General features: G+C 72.8%; 28 protein-coding genes and 3 tRNA genes. 21 read left to right on the forward strand and 10 right to left on the reverse strand.

Annotation, left to right across the window (positions count from 1 at the left end; translation table 11 throughout):
• The first annotated feature begins 227 nt into the window (after positions 1-227).
• Positions 228-428 (forward strand): DUF2795 domain-containing protein, encoded by a 201-nt coding sequence (locus Q1K26_RS23115; RefSeq protein WP_300016914.1) that lies wholly within the window; start codon positions 228-230, stop codon positions 426-428.
• A gap of 85 nt (positions 429-513) precedes the next feature.
• On the opposite strand, the gene Q1K26_RS23120 is transcribed toward Q1K26_RS23115, so the two are convergent.
• On the reverse strand, positions 514-1,704 hold the full coding sequence (locus tag Q1K26_RS23120; RefSeq protein WP_300016917.1) for an alpha/beta hydrolase: 1,191 nt from the start codon (positions 1,702-1,704) through the stop codon (positions 514-516).
• A 213-nt stretch (positions 1,705-1,917) separates the two neighbouring features.
• Between Q1K26_RS23120 and Q1K26_RS23125 the strand changes: the two genes are divergently transcribed.
• Positions 1,918-2,253 carry a YnfA family protein gene (locus tag Q1K26_RS23125; protein WP_300016919.1) on the forward strand — a complete coding sequence of 112 codons (336 nt, stop codon included), beginning with the start codon at positions 1,918-1,920 and terminating at the stop codon, positions 2,251-2,253.
• A 116-nt stretch (positions 2,254-2,369) separates the two neighbouring features.
• Complete coding sequence (locus Q1K26_RS23130; RefSeq protein WP_300016922.1) at positions 2,370-2,885, forward strand: DUF4333 domain-containing protein; 516 nt, start codon at positions 2,370-2,372, stop codon at positions 2,883-2,885.
• Here Q1K26_RS23130 and Q1K26_RS23135 read toward each other — a convergent pair.
• From Q1K26_RS23135 to Q1K26_RS23150, 4 genes are all read right to left on the reverse strand, one after another.
• Positions 2,861-3,577 (reverse strand): Clp protease N-terminal domain-containing protein, encoded by a 717-nt coding sequence (locus Q1K26_RS23135; RefSeq protein ID WP_300016925.1) that lies wholly within the window; start codon positions 3,575-3,577, stop codon positions 2,861-2,863. The genes Q1K26_RS23130 and Q1K26_RS23135 overlap by 25 nt on opposite strands.
• Before the next feature lie 32 nt (positions 3,578-3,609).
• Positions 3,610-4,377 carry a putative protein N(5)-glutamine methyltransferase gene (locus Q1K26_RS23140; protein WP_300016928.1) on the reverse strand — a complete coding sequence of 256 codons (768 nt, stop codon included), beginning with the start codon at positions 4,375-4,377 and terminating at the stop codon, positions 3,610-3,612.
• 311 nt (positions 4,378-4,688) lie between these two features.
• Entirely contained in the window at positions 4,689-6,356 is a 1,668-nt protein-coding gene (locus Q1K26_RS23145) for an FAD-binding dehydrogenase (protein ID WP_300016931.1), read from the reverse strand.
• Positions 6,357-6,433: 77 nt separating this feature from the next.
• Complete coding sequence (locus Q1K26_RS23150) at positions 6,434-7,411, reverse strand: patatin-like phospholipase family protein (RefSeq protein WP_300016934.1); 978 nt, start codon at positions 7,409-7,411, stop codon at positions 6,434-6,436.
• Positions 7,412-7,838: 427 nt separating this feature from the next.
• Here Q1K26_RS23150 and Q1K26_RS23155 point away from each other — a divergent pair, with 427 nt between their 5' ends.
• From Q1K26_RS23155 to Q1K26_RS23170, 4 genes are read left to right on the forward strand one after another with little or no spacing between them, the layout of a single operon-like run.
• Entirely contained in the window at positions 7,839-9,119 is a 1,281-nt protein-coding gene (locus Q1K26_RS23155; RefSeq protein ID WP_300016937.1) for a DUF4038 domain-containing protein, read from the forward strand.
• A 3-nt stretch (positions 9,120-9,122) separates the two neighbouring features.
• Entirely contained in the window at positions 9,123-9,497 is a 375-nt protein-coding gene (locus Q1K26_RS23160) for a nuclear transport factor 2 family protein (protein WP_300016940.1), read from the forward strand.
• Positions 9,498-9,506: 9 nt separating this feature from the next.
• A complete protein-coding gene (locus Q1K26_RS23165; protein ID WP_300016943.1) occupies positions 9,507-10,733 on the forward strand; it encodes a serine hydrolase domain-containing protein in 1,227 nt (408 codons plus the stop codon).
• The gene (locus Q1K26_RS23170) at positions 10,733-11,128 is read left to right on the forward strand and encodes a phage holin family protein (RefSeq protein WP_300016945.1); all 396 of its coding nucleotides are present in this window, start codon (positions 10,733-10,735) and stop codon (positions 11,126-11,128) included. The genes Q1K26_RS23165 and Q1K26_RS23170 overlap by 1 nt, the downstream gene beginning before the upstream one ends.
• Positions 11,129-11,785: 657 nt before the next feature.
• On the opposite strand, the gene tenA is transcribed toward Q1K26_RS23170, so the two are convergent.
• Entirely contained in the window at positions 11,786-12,439 is a 654-nt protein-coding gene (gene tenA, locus Q1K26_RS23175) for a thiaminase II (RefSeq protein WP_300016948.1), read from the reverse strand.
• 203 nt (positions 12,440-12,642) lie between these two features.
• Between tenA and Q1K26_RS23180 the strand changes: the two genes are divergently transcribed.
• Positions 12,643-12,858, forward strand: coding sequence for a hypothetical protein (locus Q1K26_RS23180; RefSeq protein WP_300016950.1), 216 nt, complete (start codon positions 12,643-12,645; stop codon positions 12,856-12,858).
• Between the two features lie 19 nt (positions 12,859-12,877).
• Here Q1K26_RS23180 and Q1K26_RS23185 read toward each other — a convergent pair whose 3' ends face one another.
• The 3 genes from Q1K26_RS23185 to Q1K26_RS23195 all read right to left on the reverse strand — a co-directional run bounded on the left by Q1K26_RS23185 (position 12,878) and on the right by Q1K26_RS23195 (position 16,097).
• Positions 12,878-13,066: a hypothetical protein gene (locus tag Q1K26_RS23185; RefSeq protein ID WP_300016953.1), complete on the reverse strand. Its 189-nt coding sequence runs from the start codon at positions 13,064-13,066 to the stop codon at positions 12,878-12,880.
• 107 nt (positions 13,067-13,173) lie between these two features.
• The gene (locus Q1K26_RS23190) at positions 13,174-14,832 is read right to left on the reverse strand and encodes an AMP-binding protein (RefSeq protein ID WP_300016956.1); all 1,659 of its coding nucleotides are present in this window, start codon (positions 14,830-14,832) and stop codon (positions 13,174-13,176) included.
• Complete coding sequence (locus Q1K26_RS23195; protein WP_300016959.1) at positions 14,829-16,097, reverse strand: cytochrome P450; 1,269 nt, start codon at positions 16,095-16,097, stop codon at positions 14,829-14,831. The genes Q1K26_RS23190 and Q1K26_RS23195 overlap by 4 nt, the downstream gene beginning before the upstream one ends.
• 507 nt (positions 16,098-16,604) lie before the next feature.
• Here Q1K26_RS23195 and Q1K26_RS23200 point away from each other — a divergent pair.
• The 4 genes from Q1K26_RS23200 (at position 16,605) to Q1K26_RS23215 (ending at position 20,241) form a co-directional block, all read left to right on the forward strand.
• Positions 16,605-17,291: an ABC transporter permease subunit gene (locus Q1K26_RS23200; protein ID WP_300016962.1), complete on the forward strand. Its 687-nt coding sequence runs from the start codon at positions 16,605-16,607 to the stop codon at positions 17,289-17,291.
• Positions 17,284-18,399: an ATP-binding cassette domain-containing protein gene (locus Q1K26_RS23205; RefSeq protein WP_300016965.1), complete on the forward strand. Its 1,116-nt coding sequence runs from the start codon at positions 17,284-17,286 to the stop codon at positions 18,397-18,399. Before Q1K26_RS23200 ends, Q1K26_RS23205 begins: the two co-directional genes overlap by 8 nt.
• Entirely contained in the window at positions 18,396-19,196 is an 801-nt protein-coding gene (locus Q1K26_RS23210; protein ID WP_300016968.1) for an ABC transporter permease, read from the forward strand. Before Q1K26_RS23205 ends, Q1K26_RS23210 begins: the two co-directional genes overlap by 4 nt.
• Before the next feature lie 82 nt (positions 19,197-19,278).
• Positions 19,279-20,241 (forward strand): glycine betaine ABC transporter substrate-binding protein, encoded by a 963-nt coding sequence (locus tag Q1K26_RS23215; protein WP_300016970.1) that lies wholly within the window; start codon positions 19,279-19,281, stop codon positions 20,239-20,241.
• A gap of 103 nt (positions 20,242-20,344) precedes the next feature.
• On the opposite strand, the gene Q1K26_RS23220 is transcribed toward Q1K26_RS23215, so the two are convergent.
• Entirely contained in the window at positions 20,345-21,583 is a 1,239-nt protein-coding gene (locus tag Q1K26_RS23220) for a GTP-binding protein (protein WP_300016973.1), read from the reverse strand.
• Positions 21,584-21,657: 74 nt separating this feature from the next.
• Here Q1K26_RS23220 and rpmG (Q1K26_RS23225) point away from each other — a divergent pair, with 74 nt between their 5' ends.
• The 9 genes from rpmG (Q1K26_RS23225) to secE all read left to right on the forward strand — a co-directional run bounded on the left by rpmG (Q1K26_RS23225) (position 21,658) and on the right by secE (position 24,290).
• Positions 21,658-21,825 carry a 50S ribosomal protein L33 gene (gene rpmG / locus Q1K26_RS23225; RefSeq protein ID WP_300017340.1) on the forward strand — a complete coding sequence of 56 codons (168 nt, stop codon included), beginning with the start codon at positions 21,658-21,660 and terminating at the stop codon, positions 21,823-21,825.
• A 2-nt stretch (positions 21,826-21,827) separates the two neighbouring features.
• Positions 21,828-22,070: a 30S ribosomal protein S18 gene (rpsR, locus tag Q1K26_RS23230; RefSeq protein WP_300016975.1), complete on the forward strand. Its 243-nt coding sequence runs from the start codon at positions 21,828-21,830 to the stop codon at positions 22,068-22,070.
• Between the two features lie 162 nt (positions 22,071-22,232).
• Positions 22,233-22,305: transfer RNA gene (locus Q1K26_RS23235), tRNA-Thr, on the forward strand.
• 28 nt (positions 22,306-22,333) lie between these two features.
• A tRNA-Met gene (locus Q1K26_RS23240) sits at positions 22,334-22,409 on the forward strand.
• A 36-nt stretch (positions 22,410-22,445) separates the two neighbouring features.
• Positions 22,446-22,613, forward strand: a complete 168-nt coding sequence (gene rpmG, locus Q1K26_RS23245) for a 50S ribosomal protein L33 (RefSeq protein ID WP_300016977.1) — start codon at positions 22,446-22,448, stop codon at positions 22,611-22,613.
• A gap of 2 nt (positions 22,614-22,615) precedes the next feature.
• Complete coding sequence (locus Q1K26_RS23250; RefSeq protein WP_300016980.1) at positions 22,616-23,077, forward strand: MaoC family dehydratase N-terminal domain-containing protein; 462 nt, start codon at positions 22,616-22,618, stop codon at positions 23,075-23,077.
• The gene (locus Q1K26_RS23255) at positions 23,074-23,481 is read left to right on the forward strand and encodes a MaoC family dehydratase (protein ID WP_300016983.1); all 408 of its coding nucleotides are present in this window, start codon (positions 23,074-23,076) and stop codon (positions 23,479-23,481) included. Before Q1K26_RS23250 ends, Q1K26_RS23255 begins: the two co-directional genes overlap by 4 nt.
• Positions 23,482-23,802: 321 nt before the next feature.
• Positions 23,803-23,875: transfer RNA gene (locus Q1K26_RS23260), tRNA-Trp, on the forward strand.
• A 76-nt stretch (positions 23,876-23,951) separates the two neighbouring features.
• On the forward strand, positions 23,952-24,290 hold the full coding sequence (gene secE, locus Q1K26_RS23265) for a preprotein translocase subunit SecE (RefSeq protein WP_300016986.1): 339 nt from the start codon (positions 23,952-23,954) through the stop codon (positions 24,288-24,290).
• The last annotated feature ends 63 nt before the right edge of the window (positions 24,291-24,353 follow it).

Consider the following 24,353-nt stretch of genomic DNA (forward strand, 5'->3'; position numbering starts at 1 on the left):
CCGCCGCGACCGCGACCCAACCGTGCGCCCTGCCGGGACCGACGGGCCCGTCCAGCCGGCCGGCGTCGGGTCGTCGACCGCGGTCGACCTACGGCCTCACCGGGAACCGGACCCGCACGCTCCCACGTTTCCGGCCTGCGCTGCGCGGACGGAGTACACCGGTTCCCGCCTCGGACCGGTCCCCTGCCGGCGGCGCTTGACCCGCGCCGGACGGGTACTCCGGGTCCATGAGATTCCAGGTGATCGACGTGCAGAGGGCCCTCGCGGGTGCCCGCTACCCGATGGACGGGCCCGCGATGGCCGACATCGCGTCCTCGAACGGGGCTGATCCGGAGCTGGTCGAGATCCTGCGGCCGATGCGGACCGTCGAGGGCCCCGACGGCGTGCTGCAGGAGATGAGGGCACAGCTGGGCGGTGGTGGCGGCTGAGGGGGCGCGCCGGGCGGCCGGGCGCGCCGGGCGGCGTCGAGACCTGCCTGCACCTCAGCGGCGCGGAGGCGCCCCTGGTGCCGGTTCAGCCGCTGGCGGGCACCACACCCTGCAGCCAGTCCATCGAGACCTCGAACGCCTCGGGCGCCTGGAAGAACGCGTTCAGGTCGTGACCCGGGCCCTCGACGACGTACGCCTCGACCGACGGCGCCTTCGGGAAGAACGGCCGTTCCTGCTCCACGACGCGCTCCGCCGAGGAGCAGTCGGTCCCCAGGTCGATCAGCTGCTGGTTGCAGAAGATGCCGTCCCGGTCACCGTTGATGATGAACACCGGGACGTCGATGTCGAGCGGGATGGCCTCGATGAGCGGGAAGTTCGCCAGCTCGCTCTGGGTGACGGTGCCCTTGGTGGCGGCGTCCCGCTCGATGATGCGCGGGTCGACGTCGTCGCCCGGTGCATAGAACAGGCTCCGGTGGGTGCCGGGGCGCGGTGTGGCGTAGCCCGGGTCCAGCAGTTCGCCGGCGAACTGCGGGTCCAGCAACGTCGGGTAGAGGCTGGTCTCGATCGCCACCGGCGTCCGGTTGTTCACCCGGTGGGAGAACCCGGTGAGCAGGACCGCGTCGACGTCCCGGAAGCGCGACGCCTCGATCATGCTGGTGAAGCTGCCGTACGAATGGCCGACGAGCGCGACGCGGTCGAAGCCGCTGTCCTGCCCGTCGACGGTCCCCGCACGCAGGGCCTGGACGACGCCGTGCAGCGCGGTGGCGTTCGAGGTGATGTCGACGAAGGCGGACAGCGGGTGGCTGCTCGCGCCGTTGCCGATCCGGTCGATCGACGCCGTCGCGTAGCCGGCCCGGGCGGCCGCGGCCTCCCACGAGTAGGTGTCGGCCGCGGGGTCCGCGGGGTCGGCGATGTTCCAGTACCGGTGGTCGTAGGTGATGCCGTGGGTGAGGACCTGCACGGCCGTCGGGTCGGCGCCGTCGGGTGTGCACAGCTTGACCACGACGAACTGGTCGTTGCGCTCCTTGTCGAAGGTGACCCCCAGGTCCGAGCCGGGCGCGACCACGACTCCGGGCTGCAGGTCCACCGGGAGCTCGCTCGTCGTGCAGGTCCGCCCGTTGTCCGGGGCCACCGACGCGGCGACCACCGCGGGATCGGAGCTCGGACCGGCCGATGCGACGCCGGAGCCCACGACCCCGGCCGTCGCGGTCAACGCGGTGACCGTCACCAGGCCGGCGACGACCGTGAGCCGGGCTGCCGTCAGGGGATTCGTCATCGATCACTCCAGTCCCGTCGGCGCAGCGGGGAGCGGTGTGCAGCGGCTGCGCCATAACGATCAACGAGGCCCGATACCGTCCGGTTCGACACCCGAAAGGTGCACGGCGACCCGGCCGCCCGGGTCGCCCCCGACGGGTCGAGCCCCGTGCGCGGTCTACCGTCTGGTCGTGAGCTCCTACCGGATACCCCGCCCCGCCGGTCCGGGCCGCCCGTGCTGACCGCCCGTTCGGTCGCGCTGTTCGTCGTCGCGGCCCTGTTCGAGATCGGCGGGGCCTGGTTGGTCTGGCAGGGCGTGCGGGAGCACCGCGGCTGGGTGTGGATCGGCGCTGGCGTCATCGCGCTGGGCCTCTACGGCTTTGTCGCGACGCTGCAGCCCGACGCGCAGTTCGGGCGCATCCTCGCCGCGTACGGCGGCGTGTTCGTCGCCGGTTCGCTGGCCTGGGGCATGGTGGCCGACGGGTACCGGCCCGACCGCTACGACGTGATCGGGGCGGCCGTGTGTCTGGTGGGCGTCGCCGTGATCATGTATGCGCCGCGACCCGCGTGAGGGTCGGCGCGCGACGTGATCCGTCACGGAACGATCACGCAGGTTAACGGGACGGCGGGCCGCGGCGAGGGGAAGTCGAGCCAGGTCATCCGGACCTGACGGACAGGCGGGGTCCCATGGGCGGAATCAGGCAGAAGATGCTCGTCGCCGGAGCGGTGCTGGCGGTCGCCGGCCTGGCCGGCTGCTCGTCGACGGTGGACCAGGCCGACGTCGAGACGTCGATCAAGAGCGCGGTCGACCAGTCGATTCCCGGCGCCGGCCCGGTGACGTGCCCCGACGATCTCGCCGCCGAGGTCGGGGCCTCGCTGCGCTGCGAGTTCGTGGTCGAGGGCCAGCCGGTCGACGCCGTCGCCACGATCACCTCGATCGAGGGTGACACGGCGAACTACGACATCACGACCGAGGCCCGGCCGGTGGCCCAGGCGCTGCTCGAGCAGAAGGTGGCCGAGCAGATCGGCGGACAGGTCGGGGTGGTGGTCGAGTCGGCGGCCTGCGCCGGTGACCTGCCGCCCGAGGTCGACGGATCGGTGGTCTGCACCCTCACGGCGGAGGGCGAGTCGGCCGACTTCACCGTCACCGTCACGGCGGTCGACGGCGGGCTGATCAACTACTCGATCGAGCCCGTGGCCTGATCGGCGGGCAGGGCCGACTCCGTCGCCGCCTTGCCGATCCCGAGCCCGGCGAGCAGGCCCTGCCCGTCCTCCAGTTCCAGCAGGGCGAGCAGGACGTGCTCGGTGTCGACATGGTCGTGGCCCAGCCGCAGCGCCTCGCGGAAGGTCAGTTCGAGCGCCTTCTTGGCCGCGGGGTCGAACGGCACGAGCGCGGGGACGGCCGCGGCCGCCGGGGGCAGGGCGGCGACGGCGGCGCGCCGGACCGCGTCCAGCGCCACCCCCTGCCCGACGATCGCCTGCGCGGCCCCCGCGTCGGGTTCTGAGAGCAGGCCCAGCACCAGGTGCCCGGTCGTGATGGAGTCGTTGCCCACCGCATGGGCCTCGTTCTGGGCCGCCACCACCACGTTCCGGGCCGCGGTGGTGAACCGGCCGAACCCCTGGTCGGCGTCGGGATCGGGGCCCTTGGGGACGAACCGCTTCTGCGCCGCCTGCTTGGTGACGCCCATGCTGCGGCCGATGTCCGTCCAGGACGCGCCGGACCGGCGCGCCCGGTCGACGAAGTGGCCGATCAGGTGGTCGGCCACCTCGCCCAGGGCGTCCGCGGTGAGCACCGCGGAGCTGAGCTGCTCCAGGGCGTCGGTGTGCACGCGCGTGATGGCCTCGATCAGGTCGTCGAGGCGGACCGGCCGGGTCATCTTCACGGGACTCGTCATGCGTCAACTCTAGGTTGACGTTCTCGGGATCGTCAACCTGAAGTTGACGAGCCGACGACGACGTGCGCCTGCAGCTCCGCGCAGGCGACCACCTCCGCCGCCAGTCCGGCGGCCGCCATCGCCGACGCGGTGTGCCGGGCCTGGTCCGCGCCGGTCTCGATCAGCACGCACCCTCCGGGCGCGAGCCAGCGTGCAGCGCCGGCGATCACCCGGCGCTGCACGTCGAGGCCGTCCGCGCCGCCGTCCAGCGCGACGGCGGGCTCGTGGTCGCGGGCCTCGGGGGGCATCAGGGCGATCGCTCCGGTCGGGACGTACGGCGCGTTCACGACCAGCACGGCGACCCGCCCGCGCAGCGTGGTGGGCAGCGCCGCGTAGAGGTCGCCCTCGTGGACCGAGCCGATCCCGTGCAGGTTGCGGCGGGCGCAGCGCACCGCGACCGGGTCGATGTCGGCGGCGTGCAGGGTGATGTCCGCGACGGCCGCGGCGACGGCCAGCCCGACCGCGCCGCTGCCGCAGCACAGGTCCACCACCACGGCGCCCGGCACCGTCCGTGCGACGGCCTCCCGCACGAGCAGCGCGGTGCGCCCGCGCGGGACGAAGACCCCGGCGTCGACGGCGACCCGCAGGCCGCAGAAGTCCGCCCAGCCGAGTATCTGCTCCAGCGGCAGCCCGGCGACGCGGCGCCCGGCCATGGACGTCAGGTCGGCCGGGGTCCGGGCCGCGGCCACGAGCAGCGCCGCCTCCTCCTCGGCGAACACGCAGCCCGCAGCCCGCAGGCGCGCGACCAGTTCGTCGTCCACCCCGCCAGTGTGGTGGGCCGAGGCGCGGGGCGCGCGGACACCGGTGCGGCGACGGCAGGCGGGAGCCCGCGGGGGCGCGGCGCGGGAAGCCGGCGTCACAGCGAGGAGAAACCGGGGGCTCGGTTCCCCCTGTCGCATGTGCTGCCGACCGCATGCGGAGGGGTGGGACCGCGGTCGGCAGCGCGACACCTGCGGCCCCGGGGTCGGTGGGGCTCAGTGCCGCCGATCACAGGATACGCGGACCCGCGCCCGGACGGGTTGCTCCGGCTGATGCAACTCTCCCGCGCGTGTGCGCAGGTCACCGGCGAGGTTCAGCCGATCGCGACCGATGCGGCCCGCCCGGCCTGCCGCCCGGAGAACAGGCAGCCTCCCAGGAACGTGCCCTCCAGCGACCGGTACCCGTGGACGCCGCCGCCCCCGAACCCGGCGACCTCACCCGCCGCATAGAGGCCGGGGAACGGTGCGGCGTCGGCGCGCAGGACCCGGCCGGACAGGTCGGTCTGCAGGCCGCCCAGCGTCTTGCGCGTGAGGATGTGGAGCTTGACCGCGATCAGCGGGCCGTTGCGCGGGTCGAGCACCTTGTGCGGCGACGCGGTGCGCACCAGCCGGTCGCCACGGAACCGGCGCGCCCCGTGGATCGCGGTGACCTGCAGGTCCTTCGTGAACGGGTTGTCGATCTCGCGGTCCCGGGCCGCGATCTGGCGCTCCAGGACGGCGACGTCGAGCAGCGGCTCGTCGGTCAGCGCGTTCATCCCGGCCACCAGCTCGGCGAGCGTGCCGGCCACGACGAAGTCGGCGCCGTGCCTCGTGAACGCCTCGACGGGAGCGGGCGCGCCGGGCCGGATCCGGCCGAGCGTGGCGCGGACGTCCTTGCCGGTGAGGTCGGGGTTCTGCTCGGAGCCCGAGAGCGCGAACTCCTTCTCGACGATCGTGCGGGTGAGCACGAACCACGAGTGGTCGTAGCCGGTGGCGGTGATCGCGCCGAGCGTGCTCAGGGTGTCGAAGCCGGGGAAGTTCGGCGCGGAGAACCGGCGTCCGCGGGCGTCGAACCACAGCGACGACGGGCCGGGCAGGATCCGGATGCCGTGCCGCGCCCAGATCGGGTCCCAGTTGCGGACGCCCTCGGTGTAGTGCCACATGCGGTCGCGGTTGACGATCCGCCCGCCCGCCGCCTCGGCGATCCCGAGCATCCGGCCGTCGACGTGCTCGGGCACCCCGGAGATCATCTCCCGGGGCGCGGGACCCAGCCGGGCCGGCCAGTGGGCGCGGACGAGGTCGTGGTCGGCGCCGATCCCGCCGGAGGTGACGACGACGGCCTGCGCGGTGAGCGCGAACGCGCCGGTCTCGACCCGGGAGCTCGCCGTGCCGCGGGCGGCCGTCGACGGCTCCAGCACCGCACCGTGCACCCCGTCGACGACGCCGTCGGTGACGGCGAGGCCGTCGACGCGGTGGCGGAAGCGGAACTCGACGAGCCCGCGTTCGGCGGCCGCGCGCACCCGTCGCTCGAACGGGGCGACGACGCCCGGCCCGGTGCCCCAGGTGACGTGGAAGCGGGGCACCGAGTTGCCGTGGCCGTCGGCGAGCCCCCCGCCGCGCTCGGCCCACCCGACCACCGGGAACCAGCGCACACCCATGCCGTGCAGCCAGGAGCGCTTCTCGCGGTGGGCGAAGTCGAGGTAGGCCGTGGCCCACTGGCGCGCCCAGAAGTCCTCACCGCCCGGGTCGTCGACGCCGCGGTCGAACCCGGCACTGCCCAGCCAGTCCTGCATCGCGAGGTCGAACGAGTCGCGGATGCCCAGGCGGCGCTGCTCGGGGGAGTCAACGAGGAACAGCCCGCCGAACGACCAGTGCGCCTGCCCGCCGAGGCTGGTCTCGGGCTCCTGGTCGAGCAGCAGCACCTTCCGGCCGGCGTCGGCCAGCTCGGCGGTGGCGACGAGCCCGGCCAGCCCCGCCCCGACGACGATCACGTCAGCGTCCACCGACGCACCCTCACCCAGCATCGTGACCGGGTCAAGCGCGGCCGCCGCGGCCGCCAGCGCCTCACAGCAGGGTGGCTTTACTCCGGTCCGGTCGGAGCAAAGCCACCCCGCTGTGACCGGGGGGTGGCCGTTGCCCGGGTCAGCGCCGCGCGCAGGCTCGTCCGGCCCACCTCGGCCGCCCGCTCCACCAGTGCCGGGTCCGTCGTCAGCCCGCGGACGCCGACGTTGCGCGCGGGCACGACCGCGAGCAGGTGCACGCCCTCGCGCGAGGGGTGTGCGGCGTCGTCGAGCACCCGCATCGCGGGCCCGTTGCGGGCGCTCTCCTGTGCGATCGAGCCCAGCCCCGGGGTGAGCCGGTCCAGCGCGCGTGCCCAGCGTGCCGGCCCGGCACCGGGGTCGGACCGCCGCAGCTCGGGCAGCGTCCGGTTGACCAGCGCGAGCACGTGGGTGGCGCCGTCGCGCAGCGCGCGCAGCACCGGCAGCGGCTCGCTCACCGAGCCGTCGATCCAGTGGCGTCCGTGCAGCGTCACCGGGCGCCCGGCCAGCACCGGGATCGCCGCGGTGGCGCGCAGCGCGAGCCGCCACTCGTCGACGGTGCTCGGCTCCAGCACGTGTGCGGTGAGGTCGTCGGCCGCGGTGGCGACCACGCGCAGCGGCGCGCCGCACAACCGGTCCCACGGCAGCGGCTTCGCGACGGTGAGGATGTGGCCGAGCAGGTGGTCCAGCGACACCATCGGGCGGCGGGTACCGAGCCGTCGCGGGTCGATGAAGGCCCGGCACGCCATGTCCTCGAAGAAGATGTGCGCGGCGCCGCGGCCGTCGCCCAGCAGCAGCGCCCCGCCGATGTACGCCCCGGCCGAGCTCCCGTAGACGACGTCGAAGCAGTCGCCGAGCCCGGCGTCGTCGAGTGCGTGCGCCATGCCGCCCGCGTAGACCCCGCGCATCCCGCCACCGCTGACGACGAGCGCGATGCGGTTGCCGTCGTCGCGGCTCCCGGCGTCACGGCGGCGCAGCAGCGCGCGGAGCACCTCGTCGTCTCCGGGGAGCGGGATCACGCCCGAATCATCCCCGCTGCGATGTCCGGAGACACGCCGGTGTGACCAGACGCCCGATACGAGCCGTACGGCGCCGCTCCCACCGCGACGATCAAGGGCAGATGGTCGTGTCCGAAGGCCGACGCGACGCCATCTCCCCTTGATCGGCGCGATGGAGGGTCCGGCTCGGGTGTCGTCGCCCCGGCACCCGCCATCGGCGAGACGGTGGGCCGGGGCGCTGCGCCCGCCGACCCCGCCGAGCGGATCCGCTGCGCCGCGACCTCGCCCGGTTGCACGGCCGACCGCGCCCGTCACCCGGTCGCGCACCGACACCATTCCATCGTGTCGAGAATCCGTTACCCGAAGGTGTCGTTGACGGGCACCGGGGCCACTCCTAGGCTTTTTGCGCGGCCGGACGTGTCGTTCCTCTGACGTCGATTGGGCCTTCATGCGAACCACAGTTCGGGGCGTTCCCGCCGCCGTTCTCGCGCTCGCGCTGGCCGTGCCACTGACCGGCGCGGCGGCAGGCACCGACCTTCCTCCGCTGCGCGTCAGCCCGGACGGCGGGTCGTTCACGGTGGGAGGGCAGGCGTTCCTCTGGCTCGGCGACTCGGCGTGGGGGCTGCTCACCGACCTGGACCGGGCCGGCGTGCAGCGCTACCTCGACATGCGGGCCGACCAGGGCTTCACCGTGGTTCAGACCGTCGTTCCCGCAGCTCCGAACGTGTACGGCGACGCACCGAGCGGGGTGACCGCGGGATCGGACCCTGCCGATCCGGCCGCGTACGACTACTGGGACCACGTCGACTTCGTGGTCTCCGAGGCCGCCCGGCGCGGCGTCCGGGTCGCGCTCGCGCCGGCGTGGAGCGGCCTGGTGTCCGAGGACGCGCGGGGGTTCGGCGAGTTCCTCGGGGCGCGCTACGGCAGCGACGTCGTCTGGATGCTCGGCAGCGACGAGGCCGCAGAAAGTAGCCCGTCGGCCTGGCGCGGCCTCGCCGACGGGATTTCGCTCGGCTCCGGTGCCGCGAATTCTGACCTGTTGATGACCTATGTCCCCGGATCCGGACAAACGTCGGAGGAACTGTACGGCGACGCCGAATGGCTGTCGTTCTCGCTGTTTCGCAGCGGCCTGTGCGAGGACGGTGTCGAGTCCCTCGCGAGGGTGGCGGGCGGGCGCCCGTACCTCGACGCCCAGCCGAGCTACGAGGACGTTCCCGACTGTGCGGGTCCCGGCCGCTCCGACGCGCTCGACATCCGCCGCAACGCCTACGCCGACGTGTTCGCCGGGGCGGCGGGCCACACCTACGGCGAGGACTGGCCGTGGCGGGAGGCACACGCCGACGAGGGTGCCGACGGGATGCGGCACCTGAGGGCCCTGTTCGAGTCCCGGCCCCTCCTCGGTCGCACCGCCACCCCGGAGGCGCTCACCACCGGCCCCGAGGGCGTGCGGGCCCTGCGGACCGCGGATGGCGGTTCGCTGCTGGTGCACTCACCGGACGGGGAGCCCTTCGGCCTCGACACCACCGGCCTGGCCGGCGGGGCGCTTCGTGGCTGGTGGTTCGATCCGCGCACCGGCACCCCGATCGACGCGGGAACCGTGGCGCGGGGCCGCTCGGTGGCCTTCTACCCGCCGACGACCGGACCCGGGGACGCCGGCCTGGACTGGGTGCTCGTCGTCGACGACACCACGCGTGGTCTCGCCCCGCCCGGCACGCCGCTACCGTCCTGAGGCATGGCTACCGGACAGCTGGAGACGATCGAGCGCTGGCACGCGGCCGTCAACGAGGGCGACGCGCAGGGCGCCGGCACGCTGTGCACGGCCGATGTCGAGGTCGGCGGGCCGCGCGGCTCGGGCTTCGGCCGGGAACTGGTCGTCGAGTGGGTGGGGCACGCGGGCATCCGGCTCGACCCGGTGCGCTGGTTCTGCGGCCCCGGGGGCGCCGTCGTCGAGCAGGACGCGCGCTGGGCGGCCGACGACCGGCCGACCCGCCTGGCCACGGCGTTCCGGATGAGCGGCGGGCGGATCAGCGGGGTGCTGCGCCATCCCGACGTCGCCGACGCGCTGGCGCAACTCGGCCTCGCCGCCTCCGACGAGGTCCGTCGGTAGGTTGGTGCCGTGGCCGAACTGAAGGTGGACGCCGACCCGGGCGACGTCGGATTCGACGCCGGGCGCCTCGCGCGCATCGACGAGCACTTCGGGCGCTACGTCGACGACGGCCGGCTCGCGGGCTGGACGGTCGCCGTCGCCCGCCGCGGCGCCGTGGTGCACCTGGCTCACCGTGGGCTGGCCGACGTCGAGGCGGCACGGCCCGTCGCCGACGACACGCTGTGGCGCATCTACTCGATGACCAAGCCGATCACCTCGGTCGCGGCGCTGATGCTCCACGAGCGCGGGCTGCTGCAGCTCACCGACCCGATCTCGCGCTGGATCCCGGCGTTCGCCGACCTGCGCGTCTACCGCGGCGGGTCGGCCGCCAACCCGGGCACCGCGCCCGCCACCGAGCCGGTCCGGGTCTGGCACCTGCTCACGCACACGGCGGGCCTCACCTACGGCTTCCACCACGCGCACCCCGTCGACGAGATGTACCGCAGCCACGGCTTCGAGTTCGGCGTGCCCTCGGGCATGGACCTGGCGGCTGCGTGCGACGCCTGGGCCGGCATCCCGCTCGTGCACGAGCCCGGCGCCGAGTGGAACTACTCCGTGGCCACCGACGTGCTGGGCCGCGTCGTCGAGGTGGTGTCCGGGCAGCCGCTCGACGCGTTCTTCGCCGAGCACATCACGGGCCCGCTCGACATGGCCGACACCGCGTTCCACGCCGCCGACGCCGACCGCCTCGCCGCGCTCTACGTGCCCAAGCCCGGTGGTGGCCTGCACCGGCACGACCGCATGGGCGCCGCGGCCCTGCGGGAACCGACGTTCCTCTCCGGCGGGGGCGGGTTGGTCTCCACCGCGGCGGACTACCACCGTTTCACCCAGATGCTCGCCCGCGGCGGCGAGCTGGACGGTGCGCGCCTGCTCGGGCCGCGCACCGTCGCCTACGCCACCCGCAACCACCTGCCCGGCGGAGCCGACCTCCAGGACTTCGGGCGCCCGATCTTCGCCGAGTCGAACTACGCCGGGGTGGGGTTCGGGTTGGGGTTCTCCGTCGTGGTGGACCCCGCCGCGGGCAAGGCCGTGACCAGCACCGGCGAGTACGCCTGGGGCGGGCTCGCCAGCACCGCGTTCTACGTCGATCCGGTCGAGGAGATCACCGCGATGTTCTTCACCCAGCTCATGCCGTCGAGCACGTACCCCATCCGGCCCCAGCTGCGCACGCTGGTCAACCAGGCGCTGGTGGCCTGATGGGAGGCGCGCTCGCGTTCGTCATCCGGGTGTCGGTCGTCGCCGTCAGCCTGTGGGTGGCCACGCTCGTCGTCGACGGGATCGACGTCGCCGCGGGGGACACCAGCTCCCAGGTGCTCACGCTGCTCGGCGTCGCCCTGATCTTCGGACTCGTCAACGCGGTGCTCAAGCCGATCATCAAGGTGGTCGGCTGTCCGTTCTACGTGTTGACCCTGGGGCTGTTCGGGCTGGTGGTCAACGCGCTGCTGTTCCTGCTCGTCGGGTTCATCGCCGACGGGTTGGGCCTGCCCTTCACCGTGGGCGGGTTCGGCGCGGCGTTCGTCGGCGCGATCGTGGTGGCGGTGGTCGGCTTCGTGCTGCACTTCGTGATCCCGGACCGTCTCGACCGCCGCTGAGCCCGCCGACCGGCGCCCTCGCCTGCGGGCGTCGGTTCGGAACGCGGGGTCGTGCGGACCACGCCTCGGGTTCCGGAACGGCGATCATGGGGTGCTCCGGCGCCGATGATCGGCGTGTGGGAACCGACGGCGGCGTGTGTGGCGCGTCGGCCGGTTCCGATTCGGCGATCTTGCAGCATGCGGGTGCCGGTGATCGGCGTTCGGGAACGGCGGGCGGGGTGGCACGCGCCTGCCGGTTCCCGGTTGGCGATCCTGCGTGGGTCAGGTGTCGGTGACCGGAGGTTCGTGCCCGCCCGGTGCGCCTCCCGGTTCCGGCACGCCGATCATGGGTGTGCCGGCAGCGATGATCGATGGTCGGGAACCGCGGCCGGGGTGGGGCGCGTCCGGGGGTTCCGGTTCGCAGATCGTGCCGCGGGTCTGTGTCGGTGATCGGTGGTTGGGAACCGTGGGAGGGGCGGGGCGCGCCTCCTGGTTCCCGTTCGCCGATCACCGTCTCGGGGCGGTCCGAGGCGACCCGGCCACCCGGCCCGCGGCCACCCGGCCTGCCCTGCCCTGCCACCCGGCCTGCCCGGTCCGCGGCCACCCGGCCTGTTCGGCCGCCGACCACCCGACCCCAGCCGCCGTCGCGGCACCGCGCGCCGACCGCTCGACCGTCGGTCAGACGGGCCAGCTCTCCTGGCGGTAGCCGGCGTCCCAGAACATCCACTCGTACCGGGACGCGGTCGTGAAGTGCTTCCGCATCCGGGCCAGCTCGGCGTCGGAGAGCCCCGCGCCGAGGCGGTCGGTCTCGGCCAGCACGGCGTCGACCACGGACCGGTACGCGTCGCCGCCGTACATCGCGATCCAGCGGGCGTAGACGGGGTCGGGGGAGCCCGCGGACAGCAGCGCGTCGCCGACCCGGGCGTAGATCCAGTAGCAGGGCAGCACCGCGCCGACCGCCTCGGCGTACGAGCCGCCGTGCGCCGTGGCGAGTAGGTAGCTCACGTAGGCCTGGGTCGCCGGGGCGACCGGCTCGTCGTCGACGGACCCGCCCAGCTCGCCCATCAGGGCGGCGTGCAGTTCGCGCTCGGCGGCGATGGCGCCCGCGGCGTGCTCGGCGAACATCGCGGTGATGTCCTCGTGAGGCGCCTTCGCGGCGCAGACGGCCAACGCGCGCGCGTACCCGCGCAGGTAGTGCGCGTCCTGCACGATGTAGTGCCGGAACGCCCCGCGCGCCAGCGTGCCGTCGGTCAGGCCCGTGACGAACGGGTGCGCGAGGATCGCGCCGTAGATGTCGGTGATGTCGGACCAGAGCACGTCGCGGGTGATCACGACACCCGACGCTAGGCCACGGCAGGCGACCGTGCTGCGGTGAGTCACGACACCTCGACGCCGTGTGCGCACAGGGTGAGATTCCGGTCACTCTTCGGGTATCCTCAGGGTGCTGCGCGCATGAACGGCCGCAGGATCGGGCATGTCATCCACAGAGGCGACTCAACGCTGAGAGCCCCGCACGCACGCGGAGGTGAGTCGGAATGAGCCCCGTACCCATGGATCACCACGAGAAGATGAGGCTGCGCGCAGCCGCCTTCCGGGTGACCAGGCTGTACCCCGGCCCGGTGGGTGAGCTGCTCTCCCGTGAGCTGCTCACCTGGGAGGAGTTCGGGTACCGCCTCGGTGGTGGCCAGCTGGTGATGCGGCTGGTCGACCACGTGCTCAAGACCCCGTTGGGGCAGGCAGAGGCCGCCTGACCCACCGGCTACCGGTAGGTCACCGTGACGGTGGCCTCGGACGTCGCCGGGCTCCCGTCGAGCAGCCCGCCCAGCGCGCCCCCACCACGAGCAGCGCCGCGAGTGTCACCACCGTGCCCAGCCTGCCGATCACGTCGAGGGTCTCGACCAGGGTGTCGCGCACCGACGAGCGGCGGTGGCGGGCAGGCTTCAGCGCGAGCACGGACATGGCAGCACCGGGTTTCTCTGTGAGCTGGAGGGTGGGCCCGGGTGCGCGTTCCGGGTGGTGACTACACCCGGAACATCGCCGCAGCTCAGGGAACCGTTAGCACAGCGTCACCCGTTCGTGTCGGTCCGTAGCCGTTCCCGCAGCTCCCGCTTGAGGACCTTGCCCGCGGCCGACACCGGGATCGCGTCCACCAGGTACAGCTCGCGCAGCTTCTGGTACGGCGTGACCTGCGCGTTCACCGCGGCCATCAGGGCGTCGGCATCGGCGAGTCCGGGGGCGACGACGAACGCCACCGGCAGCTCGCCGGCGTCCGCGTCGGGCTTGCCGACGACGGCGGCCCCGCCGACGCCCGGCTGCGCGTGCAGCAGCTCCTCCAGGTCGCGGGGGTACACGTTGTAGCCCTTGTAGATCAGCATGTCCTTCTTGCGGTCGACGATCGTGAGGTAGCCGTCGTCGTCGAGCACGCCCACGTCGCCGCTGCGCAGCCAGCCGTCGACCAGGGTGGCGGCGTTGTCGTTGGGCCGGTCCTTGTAGCCGACCATCACCTGCGGGCCGCGGATCACGACCTCGCCCGGCTCACCGGCCGGCAGCGGCGTGAGGTCGGTGCCCGCCGGGTCGACGATCCGTACCTCCGTGTCGTACACGGGCAGCCCGACCGTGCCGGCCTTGCGCACCGCGGACCGCGCCGCCGGCCCGATCGTGGCGCCCATCGTCACCTCGGTGAGGCCGTACCCCTCGGTGATCGCGACGTCCGCGCCGAGCCTGCGCTGCAAACCCTTGATCATCTCGACGGGCAGCGGGGCCGCGCCGGAGCTGATCTGGCGGACCGACGACAGGTCGCGGGTGGCGAAGTCGGGATGGCGCAGCAGCGCCGCGTAGATCGGCGGCGCCCCGCCCATGCTCGTCACGGCGAACCGCTCGGCGTCGGCGAGATAGGCGCCCGGGTCGAAGCGCTCGTGCAGCACGGTGGTGCCGCCGGTCAGCATCGGCACGTTCAGCGCCCCGACCGTGCCCATGGCGTGGAACCACGGGGTGAGGTTGATGCCGATCCCGGTGCCCAGCCGGATCGGGTACTCCTGCGGTGGGCCGGTCTGGTCGATCACCACGCCGCCCCGGTCGTCGAGCGCGGGCACCGATCCCGTTCCCCAGCAGGCGTACTGCAGCGCGTTGACCACGACGTTGCGGTGCGGCAGCTGCACGCCCTTGGACCGGCCGGTGGTGCCGCCGGTGTAGGCGAGGTGGGCGAGATCGCGATGCACGTCGATCTCGACGGCGGGGGGCGCGGTCGGGGCGTCGGCGTGGAAGGCCTCGAAGTCCCCCAGCCCGTCGAGGGCGTGCCGGTGCGCCGGATCGAGGGCCTGCTCCCGGTCGGTGACCAGCACGAGGCGCAGGGCGGTGCGGTCGCGCACCGCGGCCAGCGCCGGCGCGGCCGGGGCCCAGGTGAGAGCCGCGACGGCGCCACAGTCCGCGAGCTGCGCCGCGAGGTCCGCGGGCGGCAGCAGCGGGTTGGTGGGGGAGAACGTGGCCCCCGACAGCAGGATGCCGTAGTAGGCGATCGCGTACTGCGGGCAGTTCGGCAGGTGGACCGCGACGACGTCGCCGCGCCCGATCCCGGCCTCGCCCAGCGCGTTGCCGAACGCGCACGCCCGCGCGTACAGGTCGGCGAAGCTCAGCTCGCGACCGGCGAAGTGGATCGCGGCGCGGTCGCCGAAGCGGCGCGCCGAGCCCGCGAGCAGGGCACCGACCGGGACCTCGGGGTAGATCATCGGACCCCGCCCGGCGTGAAGGTGACGGGCAGGCTCTTGATGCCGTTGATGAACATCGACTGCAGCCGCCGCGGCTCACCGGTGACGTGGATGTCCGGGATCCGGGTCAGCAGCTCGCGGAACATCACCGCCATCTCCCGCCGTGCCAGGTGCGCACCGAGGCAGAAGTGCGGGCCCGCGCCGCCGAACCCGACGTGCGGGTTGGGCGAGCGGCGCACGTCGAAGGCGTCGGGGTCGCGGAAGTGCGCGGGATCCCGGTTGGCCGCCCAGTAGAACAGCAGCACCTTCTCGCCCGCGGACATCTCCTGCCCGCCCAGCGTCGCGTCGACGGCGAGCGTGCGCCGCATGTAGATCACCGGCGACGCCAGGCGCACGATCTCCTCGATCGCCGTGGGCGTGACGCCGTCGAGGTCGGCCAGCCACGCCGCGCGCTGCTCGGGATTGTCGGTGAGCAGCTGCAGGCCCCAGCTGATCGCGTTGCGGGTGGTCTCGTTGCCGGCCACCACGAGCAGGATGAAGAAGCTCGCCAGTTCGTCGGGGGTGAGGCGCTCGCCGTCGATCTCCGCGTTGACCAGCGCGGATGTGACGTCGTCGGTGGGCCGCAGCGCACGCTCCCGGCCCAGCTCGCGCATCAGCTCGGCCAGCTCGTTGCCCGCGGCCAGCAGCGCCACGAGGATGTTCTCCGCGTCGGGCACGTACTCCGGGTCGCTCGCCCCGAGGATCACGTTGGACTTCTGGAACACGAAGTCGTACTGGCTCTCCGGCACGCCCATCAGGTCGCAGACGATCGTGAGCGGGAGCCGCGCCGAGATCGCGGTGACGGCATCGCACTCGCCCGCGTCGATCACGTCGTCGACGATCCGGGCGGCGGTGGCCGCCACCTCGCCGGTGAGTCCGGCCAGGCGCTTGGGGGTGAATCCCCGGGAGACGATGCGGCGCAGCCGGGCGTGCCGCGGGTCGTCGGTGTTGATCATCGAGCCGTAGAACTCCAGGAACTCCGGCGGCATGTCGGCGACACTGGTGGCGCCGGGACCGGAGGTGAAGACCGTCGCGTTGCGGCTGGCCTCGACGACGTCGTCGAGTCGCGTGAGCGCCCAGTAGCCGGGGCCCTGCGGGAGGTAGGCGAACTGCGGCTCGGCGAAGAAGGGCACCGGCTCCTGCTCGCGCAGCGCCGCGAACGCCGCGGCCCGCTCGACGATCGGGGCCGTCCAGAACCGCTCCACGTCGGACAGGTCCGGCCGGGTGGTCCAGGTGGTGGGCGGCATCGCCGTACCTCCTCGTGTCGGGTGTCCACACCCTAGTTACCAACCGGTAGGCCTCAAGGGCCCGGACGGGCCGCGCGGCGGTCCGTCGGGGCCACCGGATCCGATCCCGCTCGTGCTCGACCGCTCGCTGGGCCGCGGCCCGCCGTCGTGGTGGGGGCAGGCGCCGCGGCGGCGGCATCGTGCGATCACGTCGTCGGGGCCACCCGGCCCCTTACCCGGAGTGGTCCGCCCCGTCCGGCGCCGTCCTCACCCTGCCCGGCTGCGGCGGCCCGAAACCCGGGCGGACGTCACGATCGTGTTTCGACTGCTACTGCGTCCGCCGGGCCGGTCCACCCATGGTCGTTCCCCTGGTCCGGCGCCTGAGCTGGACATACGCTGGGTCCGGTGGGTCGGGAGGCTCCGACACGGTGGCGTCGCCGTCCGGTCGACGGCGTCTAGCCTGCCGCCACGAGCACCCGACAGCGAGCACACGGACCGTGACGCGACGATGCCCGAGGAGCGAGCTGGATGGACGACCTCATCGACTACCTGTCGACCAACATGGCGGAGGTCCAGTTCTACGCGCAGTCCCACTTCCTGATCGTGCTGTACTCGGTCGCGATCGCCACCGCCATCTCGGTGGGGCTCGCGCTGGTGCTGCACACCAACCAGCTCAGCCCGCCGTCGTGGTCGCGGCGACTGCGCTCGGGCAGCCAGGAGGCGGCGCTGCTCACCGCCTCCGCGCTGCTCACGATCCCGTCGCTGGCCCTGTTCAGCCTGCTGCAACCACCGCTGGGACTCGGCACCACGCCGGCGATCGTGGGGTTGACCCTGTACGGGATCTATCCGGTGCTGCGCAACACCGTGGCGGGACTGTCGTCGGTCGACCCGGCGGTGTTGGAGGCCGCCCGGGGGATCGGGATGGGCCCGGTGCGCCGGATCGTCCGCATCCAGCTGCCGCTGGCCTGGCCGGTCATCCTGTCCGGGATCCGGGTCGCCGCCCTGATCATGATCGCGATCGCCGCGGTCGCCGCGATCATCAGTGACCTGGGGTTCGGGGAGCCGCTGCAGAATGGCCTGACCCGCCTCGGGGGCGCGGGCAGCTTCGCACAGGTGCTCGTCGGCACGTTCGGCCCGCTGGTCGTCGCCGCCGTGTACGAGATCGCATTCGTCGTCGTCAAGCGCTTCACCACGCCGAGGGGGATCCGTGTCTGAGACGTTCCAGGCCAGTGCACCGGGACAGGCCGGATCCGTGACCCGGCCGATGATCGTTCTGGAGGGGGTGAGCAAGACCTACCCCGGCCAGGACGATCCGGCGGTGGCCGAGCTGACCTTCGAGGTTCCCACCGGGGCCATCGTCATGCTCATCGGCCCGTCGGGCTGCGGCAAGACGACGACGCTGAAGATGATGAACCGGCTGATCGAGCCGACCACCGGGAAGATCATCCTCGACGGCGAGGACGTCACCACGGTCAACGCCGACCAGCTGCGCAGGCGGATCGGCTACGTCATCCAGCAGGTCGGCCTGTTCCCGCACATGACCATCGGCGAGAACATCGGGATGGTCCCGAAGATGCTGGGCTGGGACCGCAACCGGATCTCCGCCCGGGTCGACGAGTTGCTGAGCCTGGTCGGGATGGAGCCGGGCCAGTACCGCTCCCGGTACCCGCGCCAGCTCTCCGGCGGCCAGCAGCAACGCGTCGGGGTGGCGCGCGGGCTGGCCGCCGATCCCCCGGTGATGCTGATGGACGAGCCGTTCGGCGCGATCGACCCGATCACCCGTGAGCGGCTGCAGGACGAGTTCCTCGAGGTGCAGCGCCAGGTCGCGAAGACGATCTGCTTCGTCACCCACGACCTCACCGAAGCGGTCAAGCTCGGCGACCGGATCGCGATCTTCGGCCCGGGCGGAAGGCTGCGGCAGTACGACAGCCCCGACGAGGTGCTCACGAACCCGGCCGACGAGTTCGTCGCCGAGTTCGTCGGTGGCGGGGCGGCGGTGCGCAGGCTGTCGCTGCTCGAACTCTCCCGGCTGCAGCTCGACGAGGTCGTCGTGTCCAGCGGGGGCGCCCCGGCCGGGCGGCACCCGGTGCTGGCCGTCGACGACGCGGGCCGCCCGCAACGCTGGCTGCACGTCCCGGGGTGTGACACCGCGCCGCCGCTGGTCACCGTGCCGCTGGGCGGGACCGTCTACGACGCCGTCGACGTCATGCTCGACTCGCGGGCGCCGCTGGTGCTCGTCGTCGACGACGACGGGCACTCGCGCGGCGCGCTGCGGTGGGACGCGATGGTCGGGGACCTCCGGGCGAAGGGCCGCAGCTCATGAGCGCCACCACCACCGCCCCGGCCGCGTCGCCCGCGGCCACCACGCGGGCCGGCCGGTCGCTGCTGCGCAACCGGGGCCTGCTGGTCACGCCCGTGATCGTCGCGCTGACGGTGCTCGGGGTGGTGCTGTGGATCAACGCCCAGGACCTCACCGCCCCCGGCCGGCAACCCGAGGCCCGCACGCTGGACTACGCGAACCTGTGGCAGCAGTTCATCGAGCACGCCTACCTGGTCGGGGTGTCCACCCTGATCGTCGTGACGTTGTCGATCCCGCTGGGGATCGTGCTCAGCCGCCCGTCGGCGGGTCGCATCGGCGACGCGGTCCTCGCGGTCGGCGGGTTCATGCAGGCGCTGCCCCCGTTCGGGGTGATCATCCTGATGGCGTTCAGCCCGCTGGGCTTCGGGCCCACCAGCGCGATCGTGGCCCTGGTGATCGCCTCGTTCCTGCCGGTGCTGACCAACACCGTCGTCGGCCTGCGCCAGGTGGACCCGGCCCTGATCGAGGCCGCCCGCGGCATGGGCATGTCCGCCGGGCTCACGCTGCGTCGCGTCGAGCTCCCGCTCGCGGTGCCGGTGATGGTCGCCGGCATCCGGGTCGCCCTGGTGCTCAACGTCGGCACGGCCACCCTCGCGACGTTCATCGCCGCGGGCGGGCTCGGGACGCCGATCCTGAGCATGCTCAAGCTCGGGCGGACCGGCGCCGCGTTCGCGGTCGCCGCGCTCGTGGCCGCCCTCGCGCTGTTGGTCGACTGGCTGGCCGGTCTGGCCGAGCAGCTGGTCCGAGGCTCGGGCGGCTGACCCACACCGGCCCGCTGACCGGGTCGGCATCGCAGCACCACATCAGAGGAGAACCATGAGAATGCGGATGCGACGAGCGACGATGACGGTCGCCGGCACGGCAGCGGCGCTCGTACTGGCCGGATGCGCGGGCGGCGGGCTGGAACAGGGCGGTGGGGAGTCGGCGGCCGCGGGCAGCCTGGCCGAGAGCATCGACCTCAGCGGCGCGTCCTACACGGTGGGCAGCAAGGATTTCGACGAACAGCTCGTGCTGTGCGAGATCACCATCGCCGCGCTGGAGTCGGTCGGCGCGGAGGTCACCCCGCAGTGCAACGTCGGCGGCACCGAGGCCACCCGCAACGCCCTGCTCGCGGGCGACATCAACGTGTACTGGGACTACACCGGTACCGCGCAGGTGACGTTCTTCGGCGGCGCGCCCATCCAGGACGCCGAGGAGCAGTACCAGACGGTCAAGGCCACCGACCTGGAGCAGAACCAGATCGAGTGGCTCGCCCCGACCGAGTTCAACAACACCTACGCGTTCGCCGTGCTGGAGTCCCAGGCCGAGGAGCTGAACCTGAACACGCTCTCGGACATGGCCGCCTACTACAACGAGGGCGGCACCGGGCCGATGTGCGTCGAGAGCGAGTACCTCGTGCGCGACGACGGCCTGCCCGGCCTCCAGGAGACCTACGGGTTCCAGCTCCCCGCGGGCCAGCCCTCCGTGCTCGAGACCGGCGCGATCTACCAGGCCACGACCGACCCCGCGACGTGCCTGTTCGGTGAGGTGTTCACCACCGACGGCCGCATCCCCGCGCTGGACCTGCGGGTGCTCGAGGACGACCAGGTCTACCACCCGCTCTACAACGCCGCGCCGACCATGCGCTCGGAGACCTTCGAGCAGAACCCCGCCGTCGCCGACGTCTTCGCCCCGATCTCGGCGGCGCTGACCGACGACGTCATGCTCGAGCTCAACGGGCAGAAGTCCTCGGACAACATCCCCGAGCGGCAGGTCGCGCGCGACTGGCTGATCTCGGAGGGCTTCATCGGAGCCGACGAGGGCTGAGCCCGGGTTCGGTACCGGGGTCGGACGGTGGGCCTGCCCAACCGTCCGGCCCCGCCGCGTTGGTGCGGTCCGCCGTACCCGGGCCCACGGCGGCCGGGTGATCTCAGCGCTCCTCGGACCCGCACTCGTCGCCGCCCACCGCCACGTCGGCCGAGGGCTCGCAGGGGTCGGTGTGCCACCAGCCGAACGGGTCCGGCAGGGCGCGCCACGCGTCCTCGCCCGCCGCCAGCTCCAGGTCGGTCAGCAGGGCCTCGCGCAGGCAGGCGTCGATCTCGTCGGCGTCGGCCGCGTGGGTGAGCACGACGAGATCCTGGGCGCGGTCGCCGAAGCGGGGGTGCCAGCCCAGCGCGGCCAGCGCACGTCGTTCCGGCGTCGCCGCCTCCCAGGCCTGCTCGCCCGCCCCGGCCAGCCAGTCCCCGCCGTGCCCGACCCGCACCCCGCCGCCGGCGGACTCCAGCCAGAGCACGGCCTCGGGCCGCGTCGCCAGCCAGATCCGGCCGCGGGTGCGCACGACCCCGTCGAGCAGCACGTCGAGCGCGGAGTGCAGGCGGTCGGGATGGAACGGGCGCCGCGCGGAGAAGCCCACGAGCCGCACCCCGCAGTCCCCGGCGAGCGGGGGGCACCCGCGTAGCAGGGCGGCGTGCACGTCGTCGGGACGGCCGCGACGGGCCTCGGCGGGCAGTTCGGTGAGGAACGCCCGCTCGTCGACCTCGTGCAGGCGCAGCTGCGCCGCCGTCGGCGCGAGCCTGGTCAGGACGGCGGCCGTGCGGGCCAGCTGCCAGGCGTCGGTGACGCCGGTGAGCACCAGCAGGTCGGCGAACTCCGCCTGGCCCACGGCCACCTGCGCGACGGTGCGCTCGTCCGCGCCCTCGCCCCGCCCACCCGGCTCGGTGAGGCCGCGCTCCGGCAGCGCGGCCGCGCCCGTCGCGTCGTCGAACCAGCTCGTCGTGTCGACGACGGAGAGGACGCCCCGCAGGTCGACGGCGTCGGTGACGACCGACCCGTCGATCAGGACGTGCCGCAGCGCCCAGCACACCTGCTCGGGTTCGAGCGCCGGGTCGAGGTGCAGGACGATCCGGCGCGGGCCGCCCGGCGTGGCCAGCTCGAGCAGCTGTGGCAGCAGGTCCTCGCGCAGCGTGCAGGACACGCAGCCGTGGGCGAGCTCGACCGCGGTCGTGACGTCGAGCCCGCCGCGGCGGAGCCTGCGGTGCACCACGTCGCGATCGATGTCGCGCAGGTCGTGGTGCAGGACGGCGATGTCGGGGTCGAGCGTGCGGAGGCGGTCGACGACCGCCTCCACGCCGGGCGCGATCAGCCCGGTGAGCACGAGCAGCTCGGGCACGGGTGTCCTCCTCGGGATGGGGTAGGATCCACCTTAGTTGAAAATGAATGTCGTTTGTGAAGGAGGGCGGGTCGATTGCTCGCAGCACCGAGCTCCGGCCGATCGTGAGGTTGCGGTCGACCGCGGGAACCGGCACCACGTACGTGACCCGGAAGAACCGGCGCAACGACCCCGACCGGCTCGTGCTGCGCAAGTACGACCCCCGGGTGCGCCGGCACGTCGAGTTCACCGAGGAGCGCTGACGATGGCCCAGTCGAGACCGCAGCGCGCGCCGCGCAAGAAGGTCAACCCGCTGCACGCCAAGCGGATCACGCAGGTGGACTGGAAGGACACGACGTTGCTGCGCCAGTTCATCTCCGACCGCGGCAAGATCCGGGCTCGTCGCGTGACCGGGTTGACGCCCCAGCAGCAGCGCCAGGTCGCCACCGCGATCCGCAACGCCCGCGAGATGGCGCTGCTGCCCTACCCGCACGCCGGGCGGGGGTGAGCCGGGGTGCCGCCGCCGATGGCCCGCGTGCCCGGCGTGTGCGGGTCGGTCTGGGTGAATCCGCTGCTCAGCCCCCCGGGCGGTACCGATTTCCGGCCCGGCCGCGGCGTTGTGTAGCATCGTCGTCGGCCACTTCGGAGCGCGAGCCCCGGGTGGTCTGCCGCCCCTTTAGCTCAGTCGGCAGAGCGTCTCCATGGTAAGGAGAAGGTCTACGGTTCGATTCCGTAAAGGGGCTCGGTGAGGCGGCGTCAGCCACTTAGTACAGCGGTGTAGCTCAGCTGGTAGAGCAAACGGCTCATAATCGTTGTGTCGCCGGTTCAAGTCCGGCCACCGCTACCAGGAATCGTTCCGAACAGCTAGCAGGAGGCACCCGCGATGGGTAAGGCCACGGACGTCCGGCCGAAGATCACGTTGGCGTGCGAGCAGTGCAAGCACCGCAACTACATCACCAAGAAGAACCGTCGGAACGACCCCGACCGGCTCGCGATCAAGAAGTTCTGCTCGAACTGCGGCACGCACCGCGAGCACCGCGAGACCCGCTGACGGTGGCGCCGGACGCCTCGTTCGTCGGGAAGAGCCTTCCTCCCTCGGCGCCCTACCAGGTCGGTCGGGAGAAGATCCGGGAATTCGCCCTCGCCATCGGCGAGGGCGCTTCGGTGTGTCTGGATCTCGATGCGGCACGGGCGGCCGGTCATCCGGACCTGGTCGCCCCGCCCACCTTCAGTGTCACGTTCACGATGCCGCTGATCGAGGCGTTCCTGCGCGACCCCGCGCTCGGCTGGGACTACTCGCGCATGGTCCACGGCGACCAGTCGATCACGCTGCACCGGCCGATCCACGGCGGCGACGAACTCGTCTCCACGATCCACGTCGAGGAGCTCACGGCGCGCGCCGGCAGTCACATGCTGACGCTGCGCTGCGAGGTCGCCGACACCGCGGGAGTCGCGGTGGCCACCACCCGCGCGCTGCTGGTGACCCAGGGCGATTCCCCGCAGGAGGCCTCGTGACGGTCGAGAAGGGCACCGAGCTCCCGCCGCTGTCACTGCGGATCACCCGGGCCGACCTGGTCCGCTACGCGGGCGCGTCCGGCGACTTCAACCCCATCCACTGGAGCGACCGCGTCGCCACCGGTGTGGGTCTGCCGGGCGTCATCGCCCACGGCATGCTGACGATGGCGCTCGCCGGGCGGCTCGTCACGCAGTGGGCGGGCGACCCGTCCGCGGTGCGCAGCTACGGCGTGCGGTTCACGCGCCCGGTGACCGTCCCGGATGACGACGACGGCGCCGAGGTCGAGCTGTCGGGCAAGGTCACCGACGTGACCGACGGCGTCGCGAAGATCGCGATCACGGCCCGGTTCGACGGGAGGACCGTACTCGGTCGCGCCGTCGCCGAGGTGGCGCTTCGCGGCTGAGGTCATCACGCAGGGGCCTTCAAGCAGGAGCCCTCACGCAGGGGGCTCACGCCGGCCTATGGGGCGACGCAGGCGACGCTCAGCAGGGGCCTGCACACGTTCTCTGCGCTCGCACGTCGGTCGCCACCGCGCCGGAGAGCGTCGATCGGTGCGCGGAGCGCCGATCGGCCTCGTCGGGCGAGGACCGCTCGACGGGTGGTCCGCCGGGGCGCGGGATCCGCTGCGCCGGGGTGCCGTACACTCGTCGTGCTGGATGTGTTGTCGCAGCGTGCTGCGACGATGCGTTTCTCCGCAGGCGGGCAGGTCCCGCGGCGGGGGTCTAGGGGTGTAGCTCAACTGGCAGAGCAGCGGTCTCCAAAACCGCAGGTTGCAGGTTCAAGTCCTGTCACCCCTGCACTGCGTGGAAGACGGACAGCAGCGGAGTCGACCGGGTCAGACCGGCAGGCCCGCCGGCGAGCTGGAGGACAGGCGTGGCGGACGACGAGCGCGAGGTCGGCGATGACGGGCGGGAACGCCCGAGCACCGCTGCCGACCGCCGGGGGCGGCGCGCCGGCTCCACGCCCGACGACGGCAAGGGCCGGGCCACCGCGGTCCGGGACGGCCGTCCCGAGAAGGTCTCGCTGCCCGGCCGGGTCGTCCGTTTTCTGCGCGAGGTGGTCGCCGAGCTGCGCAAGGTCATCTGGCCCACGCGCAGGCAGCAGGTCACCTACACGATCGTCGTGCTGGTGTTCGTGTCGTTCATGATCGCGCTGGTGGCACTGATGGATCTGGTGTTCGCGCAGGGTGTCAACTTCCTGTTCGGCAACTGACCCGCGCGACCAGCGACAAGGAAGCGAGACGTACGTGAGTTCCCCCAACGGCGGCCCCGGGCT

The organism is Pseudonocardia sp. (assembly GCF_029263155.1).
GTDB lineage: Bacteria > Actinomycetota > Actinomycetes > Mycobacteriales > Pseudonocardiaceae > Pseudonocardia.